The sequence below is a fragment of the Exiguobacterium sp. SL-9 genome (genome assembly GCF_004336985.1).
In the GTDB taxonomy this organism is placed as follows: Bacteria; Bacillota; Bacilli; order Exiguobacteriales; family Exiguobacteriaceae; genus Exiguobacterium.
On record NZ_SJUO01000006.1, the window covers coordinates 54,810 to 79,007 of the forward strand.

Annotated in this window: 27 protein-coding genes; 20 read left to right on the forward strand and 7 right to left on the reverse strand. The window is 50.7% G+C overall.

The annotated features are described in order from the left end of the window. The first annotated feature begins 8 nt into the window (after positions 1-8). From EVJ34_RS13875 to EVJ34_RS13900, 6 genes are all read left to right on the forward strand, one after another. A complete protein-coding gene (locus tag EVJ34_RS13875; protein WP_131485996.1) occupies positions 9-482 on the forward strand; it encodes a DMT family transporter in 474 nt (157 codons plus the stop codon). 279 nt (positions 483-761) lie between these two features. After that, complete coding sequence (locus EVJ34_RS13880; RefSeq protein ID WP_131485997.1) at positions 762-1,253, forward strand: hypothetical protein; 492 nt, start codon at positions 762-764, stop codon at positions 1,251-1,253. Next, positions 1,253-1,735 carry a hypothetical protein gene (locus tag EVJ34_RS13885; protein WP_131485998.1) on the forward strand — a complete coding sequence of 161 codons (483 nt, stop codon included), beginning with the start codon at positions 1,253-1,255 and terminating at the stop codon, positions 1,733-1,735. Before EVJ34_RS13880 ends, EVJ34_RS13885 begins: the two co-directional genes overlap by 1 nt. Further along, positions 1,732-2,550: an SMI1/KNR4 family protein gene (locus tag EVJ34_RS13890; protein ID WP_131485999.1), complete on the forward strand. Its 819-nt coding sequence runs from the start codon at positions 1,732-1,734 to the stop codon at positions 2,548-2,550. Before EVJ34_RS13885 ends, EVJ34_RS13890 begins: the two co-directional genes overlap by 4 nt. Positions 2,551-2,608: 58 nt before the next feature. Further along, on the forward strand, positions 2,609-3,088 hold the full coding sequence (locus EVJ34_RS13895; protein WP_131486000.1) for a hypothetical protein: 480 nt from the start codon (positions 2,609-2,611) through the stop codon (positions 3,086-3,088). Positions 3,089-3,103: 15 nt separating this feature from the next. Beyond that, positions 3,104-3,589 (forward strand): hypothetical protein, encoded by a 486-nt coding sequence (locus EVJ34_RS13900; protein WP_131486001.1) that lies wholly within the window; start codon positions 3,104-3,106, stop codon positions 3,587-3,589. Between the two features lie 245 nt (positions 3,590-3,834). On the opposite strand, the gene EVJ34_RS13905 is transcribed toward EVJ34_RS13900, so the two are convergent. From EVJ34_RS13905 to EVJ34_RS13915, 3 genes are all read right to left on the reverse strand, one after another. Beyond that, entirely contained in the window at positions 3,835-4,563 is a 729-nt protein-coding gene (locus EVJ34_RS13905) for an ATP-binding cassette domain-containing protein (protein ID WP_131486002.1), read from the reverse strand. Positions 4,564-4,572: 9 nt separating this feature from the next. Then, positions 4,573-5,298 (reverse strand): hypothetical protein, encoded by a 726-nt coding sequence (locus EVJ34_RS13910; RefSeq protein WP_131486003.1) that lies wholly within the window; start codon positions 5,296-5,298, stop codon positions 4,573-4,575. A 135-nt stretch (positions 5,299-5,433) separates the two neighbouring features. Beyond that, complete coding sequence (locus tag EVJ34_RS13915; protein ID WP_131486004.1) at positions 5,434-6,936, reverse strand: phytoene desaturase family protein; 1,503 nt, start codon at positions 6,934-6,936, stop codon at positions 5,434-5,436. A gap of 233 nt (positions 6,937-7,169) precedes the next feature. Between EVJ34_RS13915 and EVJ34_RS13920 the strand changes: the two genes are divergently transcribed. The 5 genes from EVJ34_RS13920 to EVJ34_RS13940 are packed head-to-tail and all read left to right on the forward strand — an operon-like array spanning position 7,170 to position 11,636. Then, on the forward strand, positions 7,170-7,808 hold the full coding sequence (locus EVJ34_RS13920; protein ID WP_131486005.1) for an efflux RND transporter periplasmic adaptor subunit: 639 nt from the start codon (positions 7,170-7,172) through the stop codon (positions 7,806-7,808). Further along, positions 7,805-8,488, forward strand: a complete 684-nt coding sequence (locus EVJ34_RS13925; protein WP_131486006.1) for an ABC transporter ATP-binding protein — start codon at positions 7,805-7,807, stop codon at positions 8,486-8,488. Before EVJ34_RS13920 ends, EVJ34_RS13925 begins: the two co-directional genes overlap by 4 nt. Beyond that, a complete protein-coding gene (locus tag EVJ34_RS13930) occupies positions 8,485-9,636 on the forward strand; it encodes an ABC transporter permease (protein ID WP_131486007.1) in 1,152 nt (383 codons plus the stop codon). The genes EVJ34_RS13925 and EVJ34_RS13930 overlap by 4 nt, the downstream gene beginning before the upstream one ends. A gap of 18 nt (positions 9,637-9,654) precedes the next feature. Beyond that, entirely contained in the window at positions 9,655-10,329 is a 675-nt protein-coding gene (locus EVJ34_RS13935) for a response regulator transcription factor (RefSeq protein ID WP_131486008.1), read from the forward strand. After that, positions 10,326-11,636, forward strand: coding sequence for a HAMP domain-containing sensor histidine kinase (locus EVJ34_RS13940; protein WP_131486009.1), 1,311 nt, complete (start codon positions 10,326-10,328; stop codon positions 11,634-11,636). Before EVJ34_RS13935 ends, EVJ34_RS13940 begins: the two co-directional genes overlap by 4 nt. 14 nt (positions 11,637-11,650) lie before the next feature. Here the strand turns inward: EVJ34_RS13940 and EVJ34_RS13945 are convergent, their stop codons facing one another. Further along, complete coding sequence (locus EVJ34_RS13945) at positions 11,651-12,250, reverse strand: TetR/AcrR family transcriptional regulator (RefSeq protein ID WP_131486010.1); 600 nt, start codon at positions 12,248-12,250, stop codon at positions 11,651-11,653. A 171-nt stretch (positions 12,251-12,421) separates the two neighbouring features. Here EVJ34_RS13945 and EVJ34_RS13950 point away from each other — a divergent pair, with 171 nt between their 5' ends. Both EVJ34_RS13950 and EVJ34_RS13955 read left to right on the forward strand, forming a co-directional pair. Continuing rightward, a complete protein-coding gene (locus EVJ34_RS13950; protein WP_131486011.1) occupies positions 12,422-13,150 on the forward strand; it encodes an ABC transporter ATP-binding protein in 729 nt (242 codons plus the stop codon). Continuing rightward, a complete protein-coding gene (locus tag EVJ34_RS13955; RefSeq protein WP_131486012.1) occupies positions 13,143-14,156 on the forward strand; it encodes an ABC transporter permease in 1,014 nt (337 codons plus the stop codon). The genes EVJ34_RS13950 and EVJ34_RS13955 overlap by 8 nt, the downstream gene beginning before the upstream one ends. 1 nt (position 14,157) lies before the next feature. On the opposite strand, the gene EVJ34_RS13960 is transcribed toward EVJ34_RS13955, so the two are convergent. After that, positions 14,158-14,622, reverse strand: coding sequence for a DedA family protein (locus tag EVJ34_RS13960; RefSeq protein ID WP_131486013.1), 465 nt, complete (start codon positions 14,620-14,622; stop codon positions 14,158-14,160). A gap of 253 nt (positions 14,623-14,875) precedes the next feature. On the opposite strand from EVJ34_RS13960, the gene EVJ34_RS13965 reads away from it, so the two are divergent. Together EVJ34_RS13965 and EVJ34_RS13970 are read left to right on the forward strand one after the other, a co-directional pair. Continuing rightward, a complete protein-coding gene (locus EVJ34_RS13965; protein WP_131486014.1) occupies positions 14,876-15,568 on the forward strand; it encodes a response regulator transcription factor in 693 nt (230 codons plus the stop codon). After that, positions 15,565-16,659, forward strand: coding sequence for a HAMP domain-containing sensor histidine kinase (locus EVJ34_RS13970; RefSeq protein WP_131486015.1), 1,095 nt, complete (start codon positions 15,565-15,567; stop codon positions 16,657-16,659). The genes EVJ34_RS13965 and EVJ34_RS13970 overlap by 4 nt, the downstream gene beginning before the upstream one ends. Here the strand turns inward: EVJ34_RS13970 and EVJ34_RS13975 are convergent. Further along, complete coding sequence (locus EVJ34_RS13975; RefSeq protein WP_131486016.1) at positions 16,653-17,252, reverse strand: class I SAM-dependent methyltransferase; 600 nt, start codon at positions 17,250-17,252, stop codon at positions 16,653-16,655. The two genes, EVJ34_RS13970 and EVJ34_RS13975, sit on opposite strands and share 7 nt — an antisense overlap. A gap of 287 nt (positions 17,253-17,539) precedes the next feature. Between EVJ34_RS13975 and EVJ34_RS13980 the strand changes: the two genes are divergently transcribed. Next, positions 17,540-17,998, forward strand: coding sequence for a hypothetical protein (locus EVJ34_RS13980; RefSeq protein ID WP_131486017.1), 459 nt, complete (start codon positions 17,540-17,542; stop codon positions 17,996-17,998). A 44-nt stretch (positions 17,999-18,042) separates the two neighbouring features. Here EVJ34_RS13980 and EVJ34_RS13985 read toward each other — a convergent pair whose 3' ends face one another. Then, complete coding sequence (locus tag EVJ34_RS13985; protein WP_131486018.1) at positions 18,043-19,536, reverse strand: MDR family MFS transporter; 1,494 nt, start codon at positions 19,534-19,536, stop codon at positions 18,043-18,045. 154 nt (positions 19,537-19,690) lie between these two features. Between EVJ34_RS13985 and EVJ34_RS13990 the strand changes: the two genes are divergently transcribed. From EVJ34_RS13990 to EVJ34_RS14005, 4 genes are all read left to right on the forward strand, one after another. Continuing rightward, the gene (locus tag EVJ34_RS13990; RefSeq protein ID WP_131486019.1) at positions 19,691-20,563 is read left to right on the forward strand and encodes a TetR/AcrR family transcriptional regulator; all 873 of its coding nucleotides are present in this window, start codon (positions 19,691-19,693) and stop codon (positions 20,561-20,563) included. A 146-nt stretch (positions 20,564-20,709) separates the two neighbouring features. Continuing rightward, on the forward strand, positions 20,710-21,723 hold the full coding sequence (locus tag EVJ34_RS13995; protein WP_131436896.1) for a LacI family DNA-binding transcriptional regulator: 1,014 nt from the start codon (positions 20,710-20,712) through the stop codon (positions 21,721-21,723). Positions 21,724-21,919: 196 nt separating this feature from the next. Next, positions 21,920-23,233, forward strand: coding sequence for an ABC transporter substrate-binding protein (locus EVJ34_RS14000; RefSeq protein WP_236636719.1), 1,314 nt, complete (start codon positions 21,920-21,922; stop codon positions 23,231-23,233). Between the two features lie 63 nt (positions 23,234-23,296). Then, complete coding sequence (locus EVJ34_RS14005; protein ID WP_131436900.1) at positions 23,297-24,196, forward strand: carbohydrate ABC transporter permease; 900 nt, start codon at positions 23,297-23,299, stop codon at positions 24,194-24,196. The last annotated feature ends 2 nt before the right edge of the window (positions 24,197-24,198 follow it).

Here is a 24,198-nt window from a genome sequence, read left to right on the forward strand (position 1 = left end):
GATACATCATGGCACTTGGGATGATGCTCGCGGTGATGGGCGGGATGCTCGTATGTGTGCAGAATACGTTTAACGCCAAAGTGAAAGAACAGGTCGGGGCGTGGGCGACGACGACGCTCGTGCTCGCCCTCGGTTTCCTGGCATCGCTACTCGTCGGATTGATTAGTGAAGGAATGGGTCTGTTCGCCGTCACGGGGATGGAGACGTGGTATTGGTTCAGCGGCATCATCGGAGTCGGCGTCGTCATGAGTGTGACGCAAGGCGTCCAACAGCTCGGGCCGAGCCACGCCATCTCGATCGTCATGGTGTCACAAATCCTATTCGCACTCCTCTGGGATACGCTCGGCTGGTTCGGGCTCGAAGCCATCCCGTTCACATGGAAGACAGCGCTTGGCATCGTGCTAATCGTTGGTGGGGTGCTGTTGTTCCAGTTGAGTGGGAAAAAAGAGACGGTCCACCAAAAAGAAAAGCAAGCTGTCTAAAAGGATTTTCGACAAGTTGAACAAGTTTGCCCGTGTTCCTGCCGTCTAACGACGGCTTGGCAATGCGGGCATGTTGTCGTGAGCGAGGCGCGGGGTTGGACGGGGGAACGGTCTCCGAACGATGACGGATAGATGGTATAAGAGCGGGTCACGATGAAGCCGACGATGCCGAGTAGAATAGCTAAAATCAGAATATCCATCGAAATACCTCCTAATTATTGGTATGCTACTTGTATATACGGTAAACGATCCGAATTGGTGTCAAGGAGGAATACATTTATGGTGACACTAGAAGAACGAATCGAGCAGTTGTATAAACGAAATAAGACTGGGATTGTCATGTTAATCGGAACATTTTTAATTGGATTGGCGGGGGGACTGTGGTTTTTTACAGGTGGCACCTATGAGCAGGTGGCTGCGTTCGTCTTCTTTTTCGTTGTCGCGCTGCCGCTCAGCTTCGTAGCTTGGCGTAAGACAAGAACGCTTTTGACATTCAATGAGGATAAACGCTATCGTCGCTGGATTCGCTTGAAAGGGTTTCTAAATATCGTCTTATTGATCGGGATGATGGGGATGATGTCGCTCTTTACATCAGGGTTGGTCCTGTTGTCATTGTTCACCGGGACGGTAGTGAGCTTGGCGATTGCATTTCTACTCATCGAAATGGTGATTGATCGACGCCTTCTTCAAATCGATGATGAGCACGTCGTCGATAGTCTGATCGGATTGACAAAACGTGAGCGCTTGAAGCGAAAATGGGAGGACAAATGATGGTCGAGCATAAAAACCGCTTGCTTCAATTGATGCGGTTTGAACAAGTCTCGATTCGTTTATTTGGTCTACTAGTCGCCATCATCATCTTGACCTCGTTTTATCTCCATAGTCGTTACACTTTAACGAACATGCAGGTGTTCGCAGCCTTTTTAGTCATTTACGCATCACTGATTTTATGGGGCTGGTTACGGATGAAGCTATTGCTTCGCTTTAGTTCGGCTGAGCTGTATCGCCGATATGTTCGAATCAACTTTTTATTCATCTTCATGACGGTCATCGGGCTCGCGGTATTTATTTGGGGTACAGTCATTCAAAATTTTCAACACGTCACGTATTCATTGCTTGGTATGCTAATCGTCTTGCCTTGTCTTTATTTTGAATGGTGGGTGAATGAGCGACTCAAAAAGATTGATCCAGAACATGTGACGAATCAAGACATTCGCCAATATAGACGTTTGAAGAAAGCAGGGGAACAATGATCATTTGGAACGATATACCGGACGACCCGAACCGGTTGACCGCATTAACGGATGACGTGTTGACTGAAGTGGAGACGCGACTCGGAGTGAAACTGCCGATTGATTATCTCGAGGCGATTCGTATCCAGAACGGGGGATATGTCGAACAGCGCGACTTGCCGATTATATGGAATGGGCAAGATGACATCGCTCTCGTTGATTCAATTGCTGGAGTTGGTTTAAATAAAGGGCTGATCGAATCGAAAGCTTTATTGACGGAATGGGGTGTCGAGGATGACCGATTAATCGCCTTCGCTGGTGACGGGCACTTTTTCCTCGCATTCGACTACCGTGCAGGCGCGACGCCGAAGATTGCCTATATCGATACGGATACGGAAGAGATTGATGTCTTGTTCGACTCATTCCGTCAATTCACGGAAGCGCTCACGACGGTGGATATGGCAGTATATGAAGAAATGATTCCAGAACCAGGTACTGAAATGAAACAAGGGGAGGCGCTCCTGAACGATGCGCGACACCTACTCTATAGCGATCATCTAGAAGACAAAAGGATTGGTGCGGTTATTTGGTTCAATGGATTAGATTCACTTGAGGCGAACGAACTCGTTCGTGAGCTGTTGACCTGGATGGATGACGAGACGTTACGAGAGACGGCGACAAGCGTCATTCAAGAAGTCATTATTCGACGGAAGCCTTTAGATCAACAACTGTTCGAAGCATTTTTTGAGACGCTCCACAGGCAAGACGACGTCTATAGTAAACAACGCTACGAAGAGACGATGTACATTCTCGATAACGATATTCGAGTTGAGTGAAACGATTTGCCGTTTCCTTTCGTAAAAGAAGGTAACGAGATTTGATTAGGGGGATTGGATGGTTGACCATAACACAAGACTTGAACGCATGATGGAGAACGATCGAAAGCGACAAAAACAAATGTTGTACCCGACGATAGGGATCATCGCACTGTTCATCATCTATTTTTGGGCGACGGACGTCCTCTTACTGTTGCCGATCATCTTGGTTGGACAGCTGCCCGTACTGTATAAAGGGTGGCATCGGATGAAGTTGCTGCTCACCTTCAACGACGATGCTCGCTACCAACAGAAAGTGCGGTCCGAGTTCGGTTTGGCAGTAGGGAACATCGTGTTTCTTTTGCTGTTGATCGCGAGCTCGATGCTCGGGTGGATCACGCTACTCACGCTCGTCATCGTCGTTATCGTCGGTCTGATCACGTTCCTAGCGCTTGGGATTCGCATCGACCGTGAGTTGAAAACGATTGACCCGGAGCACGTGACCGCGACGGAGCTTGGCAAGGCGCAACTCGAGCGCGATAAACGAAAGACATCATGATGGGAGTACCTAACTATGGTTAATAAAAATGAACGACTGAAACAAATGGTCGAGAACGACCGAAAGGTGAACCGGACGGCGCTCTTGCTCACGTTCGCAATTTTAGGGATCGCCTTTTACTTCATCTTTACTCAAGACATCACGGTCGCGACGTTCGCTGTGATCATCATGGCGACGCAATTGCCGAGCCTCTACCGGGCGTGGCATCGCATGAACTTACTGCTTACGTTTAATGGTGAGGCGCGCTATCAAAAGTTTGTACGGCTCGAGTTCGGCATCGTGCTCGCGAACGTCATCTTGCTTGGGATCTTTATCGCCATCGCTTGGGCGATTGAAGGGTCACTCGTCCTCTTCGCAATCATGTTGCTCGCTCTGTTCATCCCATTCATCTTCTTGTCAGTATGGGTGAACCGAAAAATCGAGTTGATTGACCCGGAGCACGTGACGAATCATGAGCTGCGGACGGCGCATCGCGATGAAGCGAAACGCCAGTTCAAATAAGGAGGAAGACGATGGACATGCGAGTGTTGGACATGCTCTGGTCGCTTGGTACCTTTGCTGTCATGTTAGGCGGAATCATTGTGGTACTGAAGCTGATTATCGGAAAATCGAGTTCAGGCGACTAAAAGAAGCATCTGACGTCGTGTCAGATGCTTTTTCTTATGAAAACATACCTACCAATATACCGCAGATGACCATACCAATCGTATAGAACTTGAAGCGGTGGCGTTCCCAAAACGAGTCGGTCATCGTGTCACCGCCACATCGTTCATTGTTCCTTCGACCATCGTGACGAACGCCTCGTCCGGATCGGTCGTCCCGGAGGCGCGCAACCAGTCTTGGAAGTCGCCTTCATATAACACACGTCCCGCGTGGAGGAAGATGACATGTGCATCAAATTGTGAGAGGTCATGTAGCTGATGGGTCGAGATGAGGCACGTCCGTCCGTCTTGGACGAGACGGTGTAACCGCCGCATGATGTGGATCCGGGATGCCGGGTCGACCCCGCTCGTCGGTTCGTCGAACAGATAGAGGGAGCGCTTGACCGAGGCAAGTAACGTCACGAATAACCATTTCCGCTCCCCGACCGACATCTTCCCGAGTTTCATCTTCCATAAGTGTTCGAATAGTTCTTGCTCCCGAGCGGTCGAGAGGCCGTTCACATATGACTCGAGTTTCTTGAAATCGGGACGTTTGGACAACCGTCCGATAAAGTAGGTGAGGTCTTTGCCGGTCAGTTCATTGTAGTATAGAATATTTTGCGTCAAATAGAGCATGTCTGTCGAGGGGACGAGCGACAACGACGCATGATCAACTGAGAGTGTGCCGGTCATGCAATCGAACAGTGTTGTCTTCCCGGCACCGTTTTGTCCGATCAAGACGTTCAGCTTATTCGGTTGCAGTGTGAACGAAACACCGTCGAGCACAGGACGCGTCGCTTTCGGATAGTGATAAGTAAGTTGGTGTACGTGCATAAGAACCTCCTAGCGTGTGATGAGTGAGACGAGACTGAAGCGTTTCAACGCAATCGCGCCGATGATGAAGTAACCGAGTACGGAAAGGAATGTCGCCCATACTCCAAACGAGAGTTCGACTTGAGTCGTCAGGTGCAGCAATCCGAGCGCGAATTCATGGAGCGTGTAGAACGGATTGAGGAAGCTGAACCATTGATCAGGTGAGTTGATTGCCAATAAAAAGAGCGGAAACATCAGAATGTTCGCGAACGTCCCGAGACTCGATACTTTCACTGGAAGTGCCGTGATGGCGACACTAGCAACCGCGAAAGGGATACTCCCAATCAATACGAGTAGAGACGTTGCAATCAACTTGAACGAGAAGAACCCGTGTACGAATGTGACGACTGTTGTGAATAAAAGCAGACTGATGGAGGCGAATAACAGCTGTGCTAAGATGACGGCGATGACATACGTCAGTTTGTTCCCGGAAATCATCACGTACGTTTTCATCAGTCCATATTCGCGCATGCGAGCGAGTTCTATACCGACACCGTTCACATATGTAGCAAGAATAATATACACCCAGAAATAAGAGAGCCCTGGGTAGTATTCCACTGTCGTCGCTTGGCGGATATCTGAAAACGACTGCGTCAAGGCGATAATGAGTGGGATTCCGAGTGTCCAGATGAATGGAATCTTATCGGTGACAACGACTTTGGCGTACATAAAGAAATAACTTGTGATTTGATGCATGGCTTCCTCCCGATATGTAGTCAGTATTCTAAAGCTTTATGTAGTATACGGAAGAAAATTGTAAAAAGTTTCAAGTTTGAGGCGAATGAAAAAAGAGCTCTCATTCAGTCGTATGAATGAGAGCTCTTCAAGTATTCAGTTCGTGGCAACCCCGTCACGTTTCGCAATCTTATCACTCACTTGCTGGCCGCTCAGTGTCACCATTGGCATGCCGCCGCCGGGATTGACCGTGCCGCCGACGAAGTAGAGATTGTCGTACAGATCGCTCTGCTTCTTGTGCTTGAAGCCGCCGTTCCGTTTTTTATCGGCGACGGTCCCATAAATCGCGCCCCGGTCAGAGCCGTACATGCGCTCGATGTCATGTGGCGTCCAAACGTCGCGCGTCACCGTATGTTCTCGCAGTCCGTCCAATCCCATCCGCTCGAGCTTGTCGAGGACGCGCTCTTCAAACGCGGCGTACTGTTCAGGTGTGAACGGGTTGTCTTGGATATACGGGATATGCGGCAAAATCTTGATGTTCTCGTGCCCGGGCGGTGCTTGTGTCGGGTCGGTCTTATTGACGTTCACCAAGTAAATCGTCGGGTCGTCCGGCAACTCGTGCTGCTCAAAGATTTTGTCCATCTGTTCATGCAAGTTCTCCGAGAAGAAGAAGTTGTGATGGCCGAGCGCCGGATACTCTTTGTTCACGCCGAGGTGGAGCACGAAACCGGAACTGGCCGGTTCGTACTTTTCAACGAGCTTGTCGACATATTGCTCGTCCGCTTCGACCATCTTTTGATAGAACGGGATGACTTCCATGTTGGAGACGAAATAATCGGCTGAGCGGAGTCGTCCATCCTCGAGTTCGATGGCCGTGAGTTGTCCGTTCAACGTATGCGCCCGGATGACGCCTTGACCGGTATGGAGCTTTACACCAATCTCTTCCGCGAGTTTCGTCAATCCTTCCGCCAGCTTATGCGTGCCACCTTCGACGTACCAGCAGCCTTGGGCGTGCTGCATATAGATCATCATGTTGAGAACGGCCGGTGCACTGTACGGGGATGAGCCGACGTATTTCACGTAATATGACAGCATCGTCCGTAAATGCGGGTTATTGATCCGTTTCGCAATCCCATCATACATCGTTGACGTCAAATCAAATCCGAACAACGTCGAGAAGAGGCCCGTCTGTGCGACTGCTTCACGAGGCGATTCGAACCCTTCTTTTAAGTACGCCTTCTCCGTCGTGTGGTAGATACGTTCAGCATACTTCAACAGCTCGCGATACTCGTACATGTCTTTACGTGACAGTGTCGGGTTGGCGCGCTCCATCACGTCCAAGTCATGATAGAGATCGAGCACGGTGCCATCCGGGAAGAACGAGCGCCACTCAAGGTCGAGCCGTTTGATTGGCACGTAGTCTTCCATCCGCTTGCCGCTGCCTTTGAACAACTTCTCAAAAATCTGTGGCATCGTTAAAATCGACGGACCGAGGTCAAAGCCGAAGCCGTCTTGTTCGAGCCGATTCACTTTCCCGCCGATATGGTCGTTCTTTTCGTATAAGGAGACGTCGTACCCTTTTTGTGCGAGTGAGATGGCCGCCGAAATCCCCCCAAGCCCTCCACCGATCACAATCACCGATTTGTTCACGTTTTGCATATGTGTCTCGCCCTTCTTCCATCATGTATTTTTTAATCTTAAGTATGAAAGCGTAATGGTCTACTCTAACAGTTTGCCATCACGTCTCTTATTCCCTGCTTCGTGATGTATGAACACGCATATCGCGCGTGAATGTACAAAAACAACTCGACCTTCATTCGTCGAAGCCTGTTTATACTTTGTTTACATCTTCTGATTATCCTTTAGGTACAACCAAAAGGAGGAATACACAGATGAAACAGAAATGGAAATGGGGCCTCGGGATCGGGGTATTGGCGATTGCATTAGGGGCAGGCGTCGCGTTGATGCCACAGTCGGTCGAATATAAGACAGAGGCCGTATCGGTCGAGACGATTGAGAATGTATATACGTTCGCGGGACAAGTGACGAGCGTCGAAGAGAGAATGGGTACGCTGTTCGTCGATGAACGAGATGTCGGTAAAGTCGAGGAAGGAGATCCACTGACGATTTATGTGAGTGCGCTCGATCGCGAGGTAGATGGAACGATTGAATCGATTGCAGACGAGGCGGAGCGGATGACGACACCGGGTGCATCGGCACGGTATGCGATGGACGTCGAACTACCAGAGATGGATGGTATGCGCAACGGGATGACGCTTGAAGGCTCCGTCGTCGCTGCCCGTGCCGAAGAAGCGGACACACTCTCACTCGACAGCATCACGTTCGAAGAGGAGGACGCATACGTGTACGTCGAAGGAGACGACGGTCCGATCAAACGACAAGTCGAGCTCGGCATCACGGACGGTAGCCGTGTCGAAATCAAGGATGGATTGGACGCAGACCGTGTCTTATTGCTTGATGAAGCGACGAGCGGCGGATTGATGCCGCCACGAATCGGAGGTGCCCAATGACTTTCATTGAAGTAGAGGCGCTCACGAAAACGTATGGATTGGGCGACAATGCGCAGACCGTCTTACGTGGAATCGACCTCGAGATTCAAGAAGGAGAGTTTGTCGCCATCCTTGGGCCGTCTGGGTCCGGCAAGTCGACGCTCATGAACATTCTCGGTTGTTTGGATGGCTATACGAGCGGGCGATACCGATTCGGTGACAAGGACGTGACGGGACTATCCGAGACCGAGCTATCGTTGTTTCGCAACAAACAAATCGGCTTCATCTTTCAACAGTTCAATTTGCTGCCCCGTCTATCCGCCTACTCGAACGTCGAACTGCCCTTGATTTATCAGCGCAGCTCGAAGGCAGACCGCCAAGTGCGCACGAAGCAGATGCTCACGCGCGTCGGACTCGGCGATAAGATCGACGCTTTCCCGAACCAACTGTCCGGCGGGCAACAACAGCGGGTTGCCATCGCGCGTGCGTTAGTGACGAATCCGTCATTACTGTTGGCCGATGAGCCGACCGGTGCGCTCGATCAAGCGAACGGGCGTCAAATCATGGAGCTGTTCCATGACCTGCACGCCGAAGGGAAGACAATTATCATGATCACGCACGACATCGATATCGCGAGAGAAGCGACACGCATCGTCCATGTACGGGACGGGAAGATTGAAAAGGAGGAACGGGTACGATGATTCGAGAAAATATACGCATGGCCTGGTTGACGGTCATCAGTCATAAGATGCGTTCCTTCTTGACGATTCTCGGAATCGTTATTGGGACGGCGTCCATCATCGCTTTGATGACGATCATCTCAGGGGTGACCGATTCCATCAATGAAGAAGTGGCGACGTTCGGGGCGGACCGGATGACCGTTCAAATCGAAGACGCGAGCAAGAGCGGTGTCAGTGTCGCTGAACTCGAGCGGCTCGAAGCCATCGACGGGGTCCGCTCTGTATCGCCGACGACGACACAACAGACAGACGTCTATGTGACAGCACAGACATCGACGCAGTCGGTAGTCGGCAAGAGTGATACCTATTTCGATGATTCGACCGTCGCGACCGGTCGTGGTCTCACACCGGTCGACCTCGAGCAACAGACGCACGTCGCCTTGCTTGGGGACACGCTGGCCAAAGAAGCATTCCCGACGACTTCACCGCTCGGAGAGACGATTGTCGTAGGTGGCATTCGTTATACCGTCGTCGGAACACTCGCCCCGTCATCTGAATTTTCGATGTCGACCGATGAGGCGATCGTCATCCCGGTGACGACCGCACTCCAACAGTTCCATCAAAACACAATCGCCTCATTCGATATTTACACCGAAGCCGGACAATCGGAGACGGTGAACGAAGCAGTGACGCAACAATTGACGACCGCCTTCAATGGTCGTGACACGTTTACCGTTACGAGCTTTGAGGACGCGCTCGCCTCGATTGATCAAATCAATGCCTTGCTCAGTATGCTACTCGTCGGCATCGCCTCCATCTCACTCCTCGTCGGTGGGATTGGGATCATGAACATGATGCTCGTTTCCGTGACGGAACGAACGAGCGAAATTGGCTTACGAAAAGCGCTAGGGGCGACACCGGGGAAGATTCGCCAACAGTTCTTGTTCGAATCAGTCCTATTGTCGCTGCTTGGTGGATTCATCGGCGTGGTCGTGGGCGGACTGCTCGCATTTGGATTGACGCTCGTCATGGGCGTACCGTTCACACTCGCCAGTTCGACAATCGGGCTTGCACTCGGGTTCTCGATTCTGATTGGCGTCGTCTTCGGCTATATTCCAGCTCGGAAGGCGTCGAATTTACAACCGATTGAAGCATTACGAAACGCTTAAGGAAAGCAGGGGTTCACGATGGTCACCATTCTACTGGTCGAAGATGATCCGGCGCTCGGGGGTCTATTACACGAATATTTGACGACGTCGGGTTACCGCGTCCATTTGGCAGTGGACGGGGAAGAGGCATTGGACGTGCTCGAACGGGAACCGATCGATCTGATGGTGACCGACGTCATGATGCCTCGGCTCGATGGCCGCGAATTGACGGAGCAATTGCGCGATGCCGGATACACGTTCCCGATTTTAATGTTGACTGCGCTCGAAACGTTGCCGGATAAGAAGAAAGGGTTCCGGGCCGGGGCTGACGATTATCTCGTCAAACCGGTCGATTTGGAAGAACTCGAACTTCGCATCGAGGCGATGCTCCGGCGGGCCAACATCTACCGGGAGCATCAGATTCAATTGAACGACTGCGTGTTGGATGAGAGTTCACTCACCGTGGTCACGCCGTCCGAGACGATTGAAGTGGCGAAGAAAGAGTTCGAGTTGCTGTTCTATCTGGCGACGCACTTGAACCAAGTGTTCACAAGACAACAGTTGCTCGATCGGATTTGGGGCTATGAGACGGAGAGTGACGTGCGAACAATCGATGTCCATATCAATCGTTTGCGCAGTCGCCTGAAACATGTCGAGGCGTTCCAAATCAGTACGGCTTGGGGTCTTGGTTACCGGTTGGAGTTGAAGTCATGAAGCGATTCCTCAGTTCAATCTATGGCCGTTTCCTCATCATCTTCTTCGGCCTGTTGCTCATCCCGATTCTGTTGACATTGACGCTCTTTTTGACGTTCCAATTCAACTCGTTGACGACGCAAGTCGAGACGATGCTCGTCGAACGGGCCGACAGCATGCGGACGGCATCCGAACGCTATGAGCTCGGGGCCGATGAGGTCGTCGAACTGTTTTCGGAACAGACGCTCGTCATGGCGACGAAACGATACGAGACCGATGCTTGGTCCGTATCCGAACGTGCTCGCCTGGAACGGGGAGACGTGTTGACCGTTCGCGATGAACGGTTGCCTGCAGTCGCATTGTTGATTGACGAGACGATTGTGACGTTGACGCCGAATGCGGAGGACAACCCGATTTCGATTTTCCGTGACTTGTCACTTCAGACGCTGCTGCTCACGGCGCTCGTCTCGAGCGGGTTCGTGTTACTCGCGGTTCGTCTCATGACGCGTCGAATCGACCGGGTGACGGAAGCGGCGAGCCGGGTCGCCTCAGGTGATTTAACGGTGCGGGTCCAAGACGGTGGGAATGATGAGATTGGCAAGTTGGCCAGCCAATTCAATCAAATGACCGAGACGCTCGCAACGAATGAGTCGAAGAATGAGGAATTGACGTCGATCATGGCTCACGAGTTCAAGACGCCCGTCGCCTCGATTCTCGGGTATGCGACGATGTTGAAACGAAACGACGTCTCGTCCGAGAAACGAATCGATTATGCGACGATGATTGAACAGGAAGGGAAGCGGCTGTCGCGATTGTCTCGCGATTTACTTCGTCTGGCCAAACTCGATCACACGGTCGTCGGCTTAGACCTGGCCAGTTTCTCGCTCACCGAACAGATTCGGGAGAGTATCTTATCATTCGAGCGCGAATCGACCCGGAAACGGCTGAAGTGGGTCGTTGATTTGGATGAAGTCGATATGGTCGGGGATGCCGGGTTACTGCAACAAGTGTGGATGAACTTGCTTCAGAATGCGATGACCCATGCCTACGAGGACGGGAAGGTGCAAGTCCGCTTGATGCAGACGTCCGAAGCAATCGTATTTGAGATTGAGGACGAGGGGGAAGGGATGACCCCGGATCAAGTGGATCGCATATACGAACGGTTTTACCAGGCCGATAGTTCGAGACATCAAGGTGGCTCGGGACTCGGCATGGCGATCGTTCAAAAGATTGTCACGTTGCATGGTGGACAGATTCAGGTGAATAGTGAGGTGCAGGTCGGAACGACGGTGACCGTCACGCTGCCGCTTCGAAGAGACAGGTTATGATGACCTGTCTCTTTTTATGGCTTCAAACCACCTGCCGTGAGCGGCCCTTCGAATGTGATTGTATAAATGATGCGGGCGATCTCTTCGGCCGTTTCAGGCCGGTCGTTATACAACCATTCGTAGATGACACCCATATGCGCCGAGGAGATGTAAGACACTAAGTAGTCGGCTGGTACGAGGGAGTTCGTCTCGTCGAACAACACCGTCGGGGAACGTTGGAACAGCGCCGCGTGCATATACGACCGGAGCCGTGCTTGGAACTGTGGGTCCCCATTCGGTCTGAGGAGTGGTTTCATCAAGACTTTGTTCGCTTCGATGAAACGGATGAACGGGACGAGCAGTTGATAGGAAGATTCGCTGCGCTCTTCCCCGAAAACATGGGGGAGGTTTTTCACGAGTTTATGTTCGGCTTCATGAAAGATGGCTTCAATCGACTTCTCCATCAAATCGAACTTATCCACATAGTGACTATAAAACGTGCCCCGATTGATACCGGCCCGTTCGGTGATCGCTTTCACGGTGACCGCTTCGAATCCTTGCTCGTCCATCAAGTCTAAAAAGGCTGTCTTGATCAATTGTTTCGTTCGTATGATACGTAAATCTTCATGTCCCATCTAATTTTTCTCCTTTATCCAACACTTGAGTAGAAACTGTCTGATAACCGACACGATGGCCGATATTGCCGATTGTTGGGTTGTCTGCCGAGGTCTATACTGAACCTATAAACCAACACGGTGTCTATTAATTTAGTTTACTCGAACATGGCATCGAAAAGGAGAATGAATATGGATATTCAACTGAACGACATCAGCAAATCGTTCGGTGACCAATTGGCCATCGATCATGTTGGCTTTACCATCAACTCAGGCGACATTTGTTGCTTGCTCGGCCCATCCGGCTCAGGTAAGACGACGCTCATCCGGCTGATGATTGGTGCCTTGGCCGCAGACAAGGGTTCCATCCGGGTCGGCGAGACGACGATGCCGAGCATGGATATGCTCCACAACATTGGCTTCATGCCTCAAAACGATGGATTGTACGAAGACTTGTCGGCCGAGGCAAACCTTGAATTTTTCGGGTCGATTTATAAGCTCGGCAAGGCGAAGCTGCAGCAACGCATCACCGACGTGCTCGCCCTCGTCGATTTGACGGCCGATCGGAAAAAGCTCGTTCGGAACTTCTCAGGAGGAATGAAGAAACGACTGTCGCTCGCCATCGCCATTCTCCATCAACCGGACGTCTTGTTTCTAGATGAGCCGACGGTCGGCATCGATCCGATTCTGCGCCGCCAGATTTGGGACCAGTTTCAAGCGATCCGCGCGAACGGGACGACCATTATCGTCTCGACGCACGTCATGGACGAAGTACTCGAATGTGACCGGGCCGCGCTCATCTATAACGGCCGCTTGATTGCCTATGACACGGTGCCGCATCTATTGGACCAGACGGAGAACGGTCGCGTCGAGGAACTGTTCCTCATCGCTGGACGAGAAGGAGGGACGGGTCATGCGTAACTTGGCGAAACGCGTCATCTTTCAGACGCTCAACGATAAACGAAGTGTCGCGTTGATTTTGATTGCCCCGCTCCTCATCTTGACGCTCGTCTACTTTCTCCTCGGCGACTCGGATTACGTGCCGGTCGTCGTGCTCGATGAGGATGCACAAACACAACTCGTCGAAGCGCTCGAAGCCGAGACGCTCGACGTCCGCTTGGACACGGTCGACAATCCGTTCGGATATTTAGAGGACAATAAGGACGTCGATGCGATCTTTGAAGCGACGCAGGAAGGGACGACGATCACGCTCCGAGAACCGTCGACGAAATCGTCGAAGGCGGTACGGGAGATTCAAGCGGCGTTGTCGGCATTGAATCCGGCGGCTGATATCGAGATGAACTATGTATATGGGGAAGAAGGGCAATCGACGTTCGACTCGTTCGGCTACGTGTTCTTGTCGCTGTTCTCGTTCTTCTTCGTCTTCATCCTGTCGGCGATGGCGCTCGTCAAAGAGCGGAGCGGTGGCACGCTCGAACGTCTTCTGATGACACCGATTAAACGCGGACAGGTCATTCTAGGATATACGCTCGGCTACGGCGTGTTCGCGGTCGTCCAGTCCGTGCTCATCGTGCTGTATACGATTTACGTGCTCGGCCTGACCTCGCTCGGGAATATCGGTTGGGTTATGTTGGTCATGCTGCTCATGGCCGGGACGGCCGTCTTGTTCGGGGCGACGATTTCGGTGTTCGCCCGTTCGGAGCTTCAAGTCGTCCAGATGATTCCATTCACGATTATTCCGCAAGTGTTCTTCTCTGGCTTGATTCCACTCGACTTGATTCCGTACGGGCTCGGCAATTTGAGCTACGTCATGCCAATCTTTTACGGGGCGACGGCCATCAAAGAAGTGATGGTGTACGGCAGCGGTTTTTCTGGAATCTCGGGTTATGTGCTCGGCTTGGTCGTCTATGCCGGGGTGCTCTACTTGCTCAACATGCGAGCGCTCGGGAAGTATCGGGGGCATTGAGTCATAAAGCGAGGACCCAATCTTGTAACTGTTGAAATGCCGGGACTTGACCGGCTAAGCGAATCACGATGAACCAGGCTCCTGTATAAAGCAAGGCCGAGATGGCATTGTAGAGCGCATACGTCCGAAACTTGAGCGATGTGAAACCAGCAACGTAATGAAGCGGATGGCGCAGGCCGGGAATGAAATAAGAGATGAGGACAATCCGTGACCCGTACTTCTCATAGAGTGCCTTCGCCCGATTCAAGTACCGGGAATTGCGCTTGGAAGTCGGAATCACGCGATGGAGTCCGCGACCGACAAGATAAAACCAACTGAACGCGAGCGTGAAGACGACCCACGTCGTGACGAAGAGCGCCCAACCTGGGGGCGCGACAGTCAAATGGGTAATCATCAGCACGTCGTCTGATAATGGGGTAAACATGATCCCGATGGCGAGCATCACGTATTGCGTCAATAATTCCATATTCGATCACTCCTTATTTTTGTCTAGTATCCCCCGACAAACGTAAGGAGTTTTTAGCGCCATCTTAAGAAATCTTAAGAAGTACCACAGAAATCGTTGCGATCCGCTCGGTATCCTTAAGATAATCAGACGAGTTGACGCGTAGGATGGAACAGAAGCGGAAAAAAGATGCTACGCTAGGTTCAATCGAGACGACTGCTAAGGTCGTCCATAAATCGTACGTTTAACATGTATTCAAGTAAGGAGGAAGAACATGCGGTCACAACCGACCATTTTGATTGCCGATGACGATGAGGCAATTCGCGAGCTGCTCGCGATTTATTTGAAGAACGAAGGATATGCGCTTCGGTTTGCGAAAACAGGCCAAGAGGTGCTCGACATCGTCGCGCATGAACCGATTGATTTACTCATTTTAGACTGGATGATGCCCGTCATGGACGGCATCTCCGCCTGTATCGAGATTCGGAAGACACAGTTCATGCCAATCTTGATGCTAACAGCTAAAACGAGTGACTTGGATTTGATGCAAGGGATTTCTGTCGGAGCAGATGACTATATGAAAAAGCCGTTCAATCCGCTCGAAGTGACGTTACGGGTCAAGTCATTGCTCCGACGCTATCGTGACTATGGGGCACATCAAGCGACCCAGTCTGGAAAACTCATGTTTCAAGAATTGACGCTTGATGTGCAGACGAGGCAATGTCAAAAAGGTGAGGCGCTGATTCGCCTCACCCCAAAAGAGTTTGATATTCTTTCCTATTTCATGCGACATCCGAATCAAGTGCTGACGGTCGAACAGATTTATGAGGCCGTGTGGGGAGAGGATGCGTTTGAGGTCGATAATACCGTGATGGTGCACATCACTAAAATTCGCGAAAAGATTGAAGAGACACCACGGAAACCATCGTTTATCAAGACGGTTTGGGGCGTAGGGTATCGGTTATGAAGCAGCGACAATGGGACCGATTACTCGTCAAGCTGATTGGGATTATTTTAGTCAATGCTCTCATCGCCACGATTGCCTTTTTAATTATGGGCTACTCGATTAGCATGTATTACATTCGGAGCGGGAACACGCCTGAGCCGTTGACGTCCAATCTTGCCTTTTTGACCGTGACGTTCATTACGATTTTCATTTTCATCATCGGTTTCTCGTTGATGATGCGAAAAACATTACGAAAAATCACGTATTTGTCAGATGAGATTAAACAGATTGCGAACGGGGACCTCGATCGAACCGTTGACCTGAAGGGCCAGGATGAACTCGCGTCACTTGCGAAAAATGTCACACAAATGTCCGTTCAATTAAAAGAACTGTTTGAACGGGAACGGGCCCACGAAGAAGAACGGAATCAACTGTTCTCGAACCTGTCCCACGACTTACGGACACCGTTGACGAGCATTCGTGGCTACCTACAATTGCTCGAAAGCGAACGTGTGATGACGGACATAGAACGGAGTCATTTCAACGTGTTGAACGAGAAAACGGCTCAGCTCGAACAATTGCTCGATCAGTTGATGGACGTGAACCGGTTGTATTCGTCTCAAGTGACGCTCTCGAAACATCGAATGAACATCAGTCTGTTGACGACACAGCTCGTCCACGAGATGGGCCCGTTGTTTGAAGAGGCTGGATCTCGCGTGTCGGTCAATGTGCAACCCGATCTCTACATCGAAGCCGATCAAGACCAACTGATTCGCGTCTTTCAGAACTTGATGTCGAACGCATTGAAATACGCGACACCAGGTGGACCGATCGAATTGACGCTTGTTGAACGAGACGAGTATGTCTTATGGCAACTGTGTAATGAGACGACACCCCAGACGATTGCGTCCATCGACCATTTGTTTGACCGGACGTATCGGGTGGACGCATCACGAGGCGAGACGCCCGGCGATGGTCTTGGCCTGTCGATTGCCCGGCAAATCATGCTCCTGCATGAAGGCACGTTGACGGCATATGCTTTAGAGGCGAATCGGATTTGTTTCGAAGCCTGTTTTCGAATCGAACGAGAAACCAATTCTTCGATTCAGTGATGTTTTTGTCCGATATATTGCAAGACCGCCGATTCACCGTTGTGGAGTGCGCCTTCGTGTCGCTCCACAGTACCGTCGAAAAAGTGAATCGTTTTGAATGAATCCATGAGTGAGGCGAAATCGGCTGGCGTATAGAGCAGTTCTTTTTGCTTCGGGCCGCCCGTCCCATAAGCGAGTTGTGCCTCGCTGTAGACTTCCGTCACAAAATAACCGCCTGGCTTTAGGGCTCGGTTGACCCCAGCAACGACGGACTTTTTCACATGATTGGGAAAATGTCCGTAAATACAGATGATGGCGTCATAGGCGTCTTCCGGCCAATCGGCATCGACCAAATCGACGAGATGGGTGTGAAGAGTGACCCCGCTACGTTTCGCTAACCGGTTTGCTTTGTCGAGACCGACTTGCGAGTAGTCCCACATGTCCACGTCGACTCCTTGTTCCGCGAGCCAAACCGCATTTCGTCCTTCCCCTTCCGCGATTGCGAGTACACGCATCCCTTGTTTGAACAGGTGTGCCTGTTGCTTCACAAAGGCGTTCGGGTTTTCTCCGTACACATACTCATCCGTATTGAATCGTTTATCCCAAGTCGACATGCTCTGTTCCTCCTTAATGGACGTAGCGCGTACACGTCCTCAAGTTTGTTCTTTCAGTTTACATGAAAAAAGCATCCGAGCAGATGCCCGAATGCTTGTTAACGTTTAAGTAGTAAAGCGACGCCCGTCACGAGAAGTGCGAGTCCGCTAAACAGTCGTATTTGGTTGCAAGTCACTATCCTTCACCCCTATATTCAAGATCATCCTCTAATCAGAATAATCTAAATCGTTAAAAAAGGAAACAAAAACCAGTTTCCTTACGTAAGATAGAAGTGAGGTGATGAGAAATGGAGAAACAAGCACGAATTCGAACGATTCAACTGTATCAAAAAAGATGGATGCCTTTGCACGTATCGGTCGTCATCGCGGTCGGGATCTCATTTGCGTTATTGGTCATGAACGAGTTTCAAACGGGTTATGGGGTCGCGTTTTTAGTGGGACTCGTCGTGTTAAGTTATTTAGAATGGCGTGAAAGCCGGTTTATGCAGCGTTTGACAGATGAACCGCACGTTCAAACACTCATTCGTCGTTCCTATATGGGGCGAAACGCCATCTCGTTGCTCGGCGCGATGGGGTTCTATGTTTTATTCAAGGCCGGGCTACAGTCTAATTTTTTCTTATGGATGACCATTGTATTGTGTGCATTTGCTACTCAAACGATGACGACGATGTATTACGAACGTAAAATTCGGCAACATGACCCGGAACATCCGAATCGGCACGATTTGAGTTTTACAAAAGGATAGACAGCAAACAAGCCGCCCTGTTCAGGACGGCTTGTTTCATTAATTCAATTCGCTTTTTTGAGTTCTGCTGTCTCTTCTTTAAAATCAAGTTTTTTCACGTCGACTCGTTTCACGAAGAACGCAAGCACGAGCGCCAAAATGTTCATACCGAGAGCGACATAGAATGAAACTTGAATCCCTGACAGTAACGCTTGCTGCGTCAACGCGCCCATCGCACTCTCGGTGAGTGTCGCTGGGTCGACGCCGGTCATGAGTGATTCGGCTTCAGTCTTCGTCACCGAGTTCATGATGGTGACAAGGACGGCCGTCCCAATCGCACCCGACACTTGTTGGGCCGTGTTATTGATGGCCGTTCCGTGCGGGTTGAGGCTCGTTGGCAACTGGTTGAGACCATTAGTCATGATGGGCATCATGACCATCGACATCCCGAACATGCGAAGCGTATACGTCGTCACGATGTACGTGTACGTCGAATCGAGTTGGACGTTGGCGAGCATGTACGTCGAGATGGCCGTAATCGTGAGACCTGTGATCGAGAGCAACTTCGGTCCGAACTTATCGAACAGTTTCCCTGTGATCGGCGACATGATCCCCATGATGATGGCACCCGGCAATAGCATGAGCCCAGAGTCGAGCGGCGAGATGCCGCGGACGCTTTGCACATAGGCCGGTGTCAAAATCATCCCTGAGAACATGGCGACGGCGTTGACGATCGCAATGATTGAAGCGAGTGCGAACATCGGATACTTATACGCACGAAGATCGAGGAGCGGTTTCTCCATATTGAGCTGACGGATGACGAAGGCGATTAATGCGACGAACCCGACGATCATCGTCGTCAAGACGATCGGGTTGTCCCAACCGTCCGAACTCGCCGAGCTGACACCGTACAAGACGCCACCAAAACCGAGTGTCGACAAGACGAGCGAGAGATAGTCGAGCGATTGCTCTTTGTTTTGGACCATGACGTTCTCGGCTTTCCAAATGGCAAGACCGAGCCCGATGATGGCGAGCGGGAGAATCATCTCGAACAAGACGCGCCAGTCATAGTACTCGACAATATAACCCGAGAGTGTCGGACCGATGGCTGGTGCTGAGATCATGACAAGACCGAAAATCCCCATCGCCGTTCCGCGTTTTTCACGCGGGAAACTGACGAGCATGACGTTCATGAGGAGAGGGCCCATCGTCGAAGCACCGACCGCTTGAATCATCCGACCGGCGAGTAAGACGCCGAAGGTTGGAGAGAAGGCAGCGATAGCCGTCCCGAGGGCGAAAATCGCCATCGAAGTGATGAAGAGGCTCCGGTTTGAGAACCGGGTGATCAAGTAGGCCGATGCCGGGACAAGTACGCCCGTCACGAGCATGAAGCCGGTCGCGAGCCACTGCACTGTCGAGTAGTCAGCAATCTCCAAATCGACCATGATCGATGGGAGCGCGACGTTCAATAAAGAGTTGTTGAGGAAGGCGATGAACGCCCCAACAAAGAGGACCGCGAGCATGAGATACGGCGGTTTCTTTTGGAATTCTGGTTTCATACGAGTTGCTCCTTTATTTTCTAAATAGTTATATACTAGTAAGTGTCGATGTCATGATTTTATACCCGTCGTATAAATAAATCAACCATTTTGTACTAAGGGTTCAAAATGGTATACTTAAGCTAGAATTCAAACAGAACGGAGCAATCAGTATATGAAGGATAAGAAACGAAAAGTTGCTGACGTGGCCATGGCTTTGTTCATTGAGAACGGAGTGCAGCAGACGTCGGTCCAAGAAATCATCGAACGGGCCAACATCTCCAAAGGCACGTTCTACAATTACTTCGCCTCGAAGACGGACTGTGTCGCCAACATTCTCGAAAATTTGCGCTACGACGCCGGCCAACGACGGATTGAGATGCAGATGGGACGTGATAAGCGCGACAAGGACGTCTTTATCGAGCAGATTTCCATCCTCATTCAATTGAACGAAGAACGGAACCTCCACGCCTTGTTCGAGTCGATTATGTCAGCGAATGAGCCCGAATTGAAAAAGCTCGTCCTCCAACACCGCGTCTATGAAATCGAGTGGCTCGCCATGCGCTTGACGGAGATTATCGGGGAAGCGATTCGTCCGTATTCGGTCGAGTTGACGGTGCTCTTCAACGGGATGTTGCAACATATCCTGTTCACACTCCGGATCACGAACACGGCCTACTCGATTCAGCGATTGATTCGTAATTTGTACGCCTACGTCGAACTGATGGCGGCTCGGATGGTCGATACCGGAGAACATATCCTGAACCCGGTCACGGTCGACCAAATGCGCGGGACGACGGATAAGAATCTCGTCACGAAAGAGGAGCTAATCGAGATGGCAGCGCGCATCCATGAGCACGTGAAAATGACCGAGGAGCAAGCGGATTTGTTTGAAGCAATCACATACGAGCTCCATCAAGACCGGCTTCGGAAAATCGTCCTCGAACAGTTGCTCAAGCCGTTCCAACGTTTGTTCAAAGGGGTGACGGGAGAGACAGAAGTACAAAAGTTCACGAACCTCGTTTGGCTGTATACACGGACACACTAACGACAAAAAGTGACTTTATCCGTTAATATAGAAGAAACACGGTACGAAAATAAATCTCAAAATATTCCACGAAAAAGAATTGATTCCTACAAATTCATGCGCTACAATCAAATTACCGAAAGCGCTTTCGGGAAGAGGAGAATGACATGGGTACGATTTATGATTTAGCTAAAAAAACCGGCTTTTCGATTACGACCGTCTCTAAAGCGTTGAACAACTATAAGGACGTCAGCGAAAAGACGAGAGCCAAAATATTACAAGCTGCGGCTGAGATGGACTATCTGCCAAACGCACACGCACAGTCGTTATCGACGAAGAAATCGTGGGCGATCGGGGTCATGTTCTCAGAAGCGAACGAAGTCGGAATGAAGCATCCATTCTTCAACGGCATCATTGAAAGTTTCCGTCACGCGACCGAGGAGCACGGCTATGATTTGATTTTCGCCTCGCGAAACCTCCGGAACCGGGACATGAGTTATCTCGAACACTTCAAACATCGAGCAGTCGATGGCATCGTCGTGATTTGTTCGGACCGGATGGACGAGCAAGTACAAGAGCTCATGCAAAGTGACATCCCGATCGTCGTGGTCGATATGGATAGCGCCAACTGTAGCGTCGTCTATTCGGACAACACGGAAGGTGCCCGCATGGCTGTAAACTACTTGTACGAGTTAGGACATCGCCACATCGCGCATATCGCCGGAGATTCGTCGATTGACGCTGGTGCGGCCCGGGTGAAAGGGTATGAGCTTGCGATGCATGCACTCGACTTACCGATTCAACCTAATCACTTGGTCAACGCCGGATTCTTCTCCGTCGAAGAAGGCAAGCAGGCGATGGAAAAGTTGTTACAACTGGAGTCACCGCCGACAGCCGTCTTCGTCGCAGGCGACCAAATGGCCATCGGGGCAATCGAAGCCGTCCATGAACACGGTCTCCGGGTCCCGGAAGACATCTCGATTATCGGCTATGACGACATCGAGATGATCAAGTACATCACACCGAAACTGACGACGATTCGTCAAGATACCGACGAAATCGGAGAAGCGGCGGCCGAGCTACTCATCGAGCAGATGACAGCCAAAGAACGTCGAACTGAACGTCGCGTCATCCCAGTTCGGTTAATTGAACGGGCGTCCTGCGCACCGGTCAAAAAGTAAACAAGTCACGATGATCTTTCGAAGTCGCTCTGTTCGCTTCAGCGGACTGGAGAAAAGAGAGCGATTTCGAAAATCATTTACCCTAAATCGAAACCGCTTTCGATATTTTATTTCAGTATTTCCGAAAGCGCTTTCGAAAAATTATTACCTCTTCTTGTAAACGCTTTCTAAAACACTTAAAAGGATGGGTTCACACATGCGTAAAAAATTAGTCAGCTTACTCTCAATCGGAGCACTATCAGTCGGCGTCTTGGGCGCTTGCTCAAACGACGAAGAGACTTCAGGTTCTGGGTCAGGTTCTAAAGACGACGTTCTCAAAGTTTGGTCGTTCACGGATGAGCTCAAAGAACCAATCAAAACATACGAAGAGAAGAACGGCGTCAAAGTCGAATTGACAATCGTTCCAATCGCCGACTATCCGACAAAACTCAAGCCAGCACTTGAAAGCGGCGTGGGGGCACCGGACGTCTTCACAGGCGAGATCGCGTTCCTCAAGCAATGGGTTGACGCAGGCTATTGGGAAAACCTTTCAGATGAGCCGTACAACGTCAACGAAATCTCTGGCGACTATATCCCGTACGTCTTCGACCTCGGGAAAGACCAAGACGGCAACGTGCGCGCCCTCTCATGGCAAACGACACCAGGTGGCGTCTACTACAAACGTAGCTTAGCAAAAGAAGTCCTCGGCACAGACGATCCGACTGAAATCGGCAACATGATGAGCTCGATGGACGGCGTCTTCGAAGTTGCTGAGAAGATGAAGCAAAAAGGCTACAAAATGTTCCCAGACGAAGGCGCGATCCGTTGGTTCTCACAAGGCGCGAACCCAGAAGCATGGGTAAACGACAAGAACGAACTCGTGTTGACAGAAGACAAGATCAACTACATGGACTATGCGAAAGAACTTCGTGAGAAACAATACACGGCACTCGCTCCAGAATGGTCACCATCTTGGTTCGAAGGGATGTCGAAGCCAATCAAAGTGAAAGAAGGCGGCAAAGAAACGGAAACAGAAGTCTTCTCTTACGTCCTTCCGACATGGGGCCTTCACAGCGTCTTGAAAGACAGCGCGAAAGATACAGCCGGTGACTGGGCAGTCACGAACGGTCCAAGCCCGTACTTCTGGGGCGGCACATGGCTCGGTGTTTACGAAGGATCGAAAAACAAAGAAGCTGCTTACGACTTCGTGAAGCTCATGACACAAGACGAAGAGTTCTTGACTGGCTGGGCTGAAGAGACAGGTGACGTCCTCGCTTACAAACCAGTTACCGACAAAATCAAAGACGACTTCAGCGATGAGTTCCTCGGCGGACAGAACAACTACGAGTTCTTCCTCGACCAAGCGGATGAAATCACACCGGGAATCGTCACGAAATACGACCAACAGCTCGACACGCTCTACGGCGCTTCAGTCCTCCAGTACGTAGAAGGCAAGAAGTCGAAAGAAGAAGCGATCGAAGAGTTCAAGAAACAAGCGAAAAACGCTTACCCAGACATTACAGTTGACTGAGGCCAGCTAACCCGTGGGGGGATTTCCCCCCTTTGAGGGTTGCTAGGGAAGGAGTAACACGACGTGAAAAAATTAGACCGCTATGGCTATGCCTTTATTGCCCCGTTTTGGGTCGTCTTTTTGACATTCAGTATTTATCCGGTCTTCTTGACCCTGTACTACAGTTTTACTAACTATACCGGCAGCCCGGGAGAAGAGGTCGTCGGATTCGCCAACTACACGCGACTCTTGACGGATACGTACTTCATCGAGGCGTTCGTCAATACGATCAAGATTTGGGGAGTAAACTTTGCCTTACAGATCGGTCTTGCACTGGCTCTCGCACTCCTGTTCTCAGATCTTCGTCTAAAATTGAAGGGCCTCGCGTTCTTCCGTTCATTTTTCTACTTGCCTAACTTGATCACGATCAGTTCGGTCGCGCTCTTGTTCGGTATCTTGCTTGACTGGCAGCACGGTTCACTCAACATGATCCTCTTGAAACTAGGAATCATCTCGGACCCGATCAACTGGTTATCGCAACCGGTGACGGCACAACTGTCCGTCTCGCTCATTTTGACATGGATGTGGTTCGGTCACTCGTTCATCATCGTCATGGCCGGCGTGTCGGGGATTTCAAAAGATTTCTTCGAAGCTGCCCATATCGATGGCGCGAACCGTTGGCAAATGTTTACGTTCGTCACACTGCCACTACTTAAACCGATTCTCTTGTACATCATGATCACATCGCTCATCGGTGGACTTCAACTGTTCGACCTTCCGCTCCTCTTAACGGATGGAATCGGCGCACCAGATGGCTCATTGAACACGATGGTACTTTACTTGTACAACCAGGCATTCAAGTATAACAACTACGGCTATGCGGCAGCGGTCGCTTACGGCTTGTTCTTGATCACACTCGTCTTCTCGGCGATTGTCTTCAAAGGCATGTTCCGTAAAGAACGCGCTGCGCAGAAGGGAGCATAAGC

Coding starts and splice junctions, on each gene's coding strand:
- EVJ34_RS13875 (WP_131485996.1), top strand. CDS start 9: ATGGCACTTGGGATGATGCTCGCGGTGATGGGCGGGATGCTCGTATGT.
- EVJ34_RS13880 (WP_131485997.1), top strand. CDS start 762: ATGGTGACACTAGAAGAACGAATCGAGCAGTTGTATAAACGAAATAAG.
- EVJ34_RS13885 (WP_131485998.1), top strand. CDS start 1,253: ATGGTCGAGCATAAAAACCGCTTGCTTCAATTGATGCGGTTTGAACAA.
- EVJ34_RS13890 (WP_131485999.1), top strand. CDS start 1,732: ATGATCATTTGGAACGATATACCGGACGACCCGAACCGGTTGACCGCA.
- EVJ34_RS13895 (WP_131486000.1), top strand. CDS start 2,609: ATGGTTGACCATAACACAAGACTTGAACGCATGATGGAGAACGATCGA.
- EVJ34_RS13900 (WP_131486001.1), top strand. CDS start 3,104: ATGGTTAATAAAAATGAACGACTGAAACAAATGGTCGAGAACGACCGA.
- EVJ34_RS13905 (WP_131486002.1), bottom strand. CDS start 4,563: ATGCACGTACACCAACTTACTTATCACTATCCGAAAGCGACGCGTCCT.
- EVJ34_RS13910 (WP_131486003.1), bottom strand. CDS start 5,298: ATGCATCAAATCACAAGTTATTTCTTTATGTACGCCAAAGTCGTTGTC.
- EVJ34_RS13915 (WP_131486004.1), bottom strand. CDS start 6,936: ATGCAAAACGTGAACAAATCGGTGATTGTGATCGGTGGAGGGCTTGGG.
- EVJ34_RS13920 (WP_131486005.1), top strand. CDS start 7,170: ATGAAACAGAAATGGAAATGGGGCCTCGGGATCGGGGTATTGGCGATT.
- EVJ34_RS13925 (WP_131486006.1), top strand. CDS start 7,805: ATGACTTTCATTGAAGTAGAGGCGCTCACGAAAACGTATGGATTGGGC.
- EVJ34_RS13930 (WP_131486007.1), top strand. CDS start 8,485: ATGATTCGAGAAAATATACGCATGGCCTGGTTGACGGTCATCAGTCAT.
- EVJ34_RS13935 (WP_131486008.1), top strand. CDS start 9,655: ATGGTCACCATTCTACTGGTCGAAGATGATCCGGCGCTCGGGGGTCTA.
- EVJ34_RS13940 (WP_131486009.1), top strand. CDS start 10,326: ATGAAGCGATTCCTCAGTTCAATCTATGGCCGTTTCCTCATCATCTTC.
- EVJ34_RS13945 (WP_131486010.1), bottom strand. CDS start 12,250: ATGGGACATGAAGATTTACGTATCATACGAACGAAACAATTGATCAAG.
- EVJ34_RS13950 (WP_131486011.1), top strand. CDS start 12,422: ATGGATATTCAACTGAACGACATCAGCAAATCGTTCGGTGACCAATTG.
- EVJ34_RS13955 (WP_131486012.1), top strand. CDS start 13,143: ATGCGTAACTTGGCGAAACGCGTCATCTTTCAGACGCTCAACGATAAA.
- EVJ34_RS13960 (WP_131486013.1), bottom strand. CDS start 14,622: ATGGAATTATTGACGCAATACGTGATGCTCGCCATCGGGATCATGTTT.
- EVJ34_RS13965 (WP_131486014.1), top strand. CDS start 14,876: ATGCGGTCACAACCGACCATTTTGATTGCCGATGACGATGAGGCAATT.
- EVJ34_RS13970 (WP_131486015.1), top strand. CDS start 15,565: ATGAAGCAGCGACAATGGGACCGATTACTCGTCAAGCTGATTGGGATT.
- EVJ34_RS13975 (WP_131486016.1), bottom strand. CDS start 17,252: ATGTCGACTTGGGATAAACGATTCAATACGGATGAGTATGTGTACGGA.
- EVJ34_RS13980 (WP_131486017.1), top strand. CDS start 17,540: ATGGAGAAACAAGCACGAATTCGAACGATTCAACTGTATCAAAAAAGA.
- EVJ34_RS13985 (WP_131486018.1), bottom strand. CDS start 19,536: ATGAAACCAGAATTCCAAAAGAAACCGCCGTATCTCATGCTCGCGGTC.
- EVJ34_RS13990 (WP_131486019.1), top strand. CDS start 19,691: ATGAAGGATAAGAAACGAAAAGTTGCTGACGTGGCCATGGCTTTGTTC.
- EVJ34_RS13995 (WP_131436896.1), top strand. CDS start 20,710: ATGGGTACGATTTATGATTTAGCTAAAAAAACCGGCTTTTCGATTACG.
- EVJ34_RS14000 (WP_236636719.1), top strand. CDS start 21,920: ATGCGTAAAAAATTAGTCAGCTTACTCTCAATCGGAGCACTATCAGTC.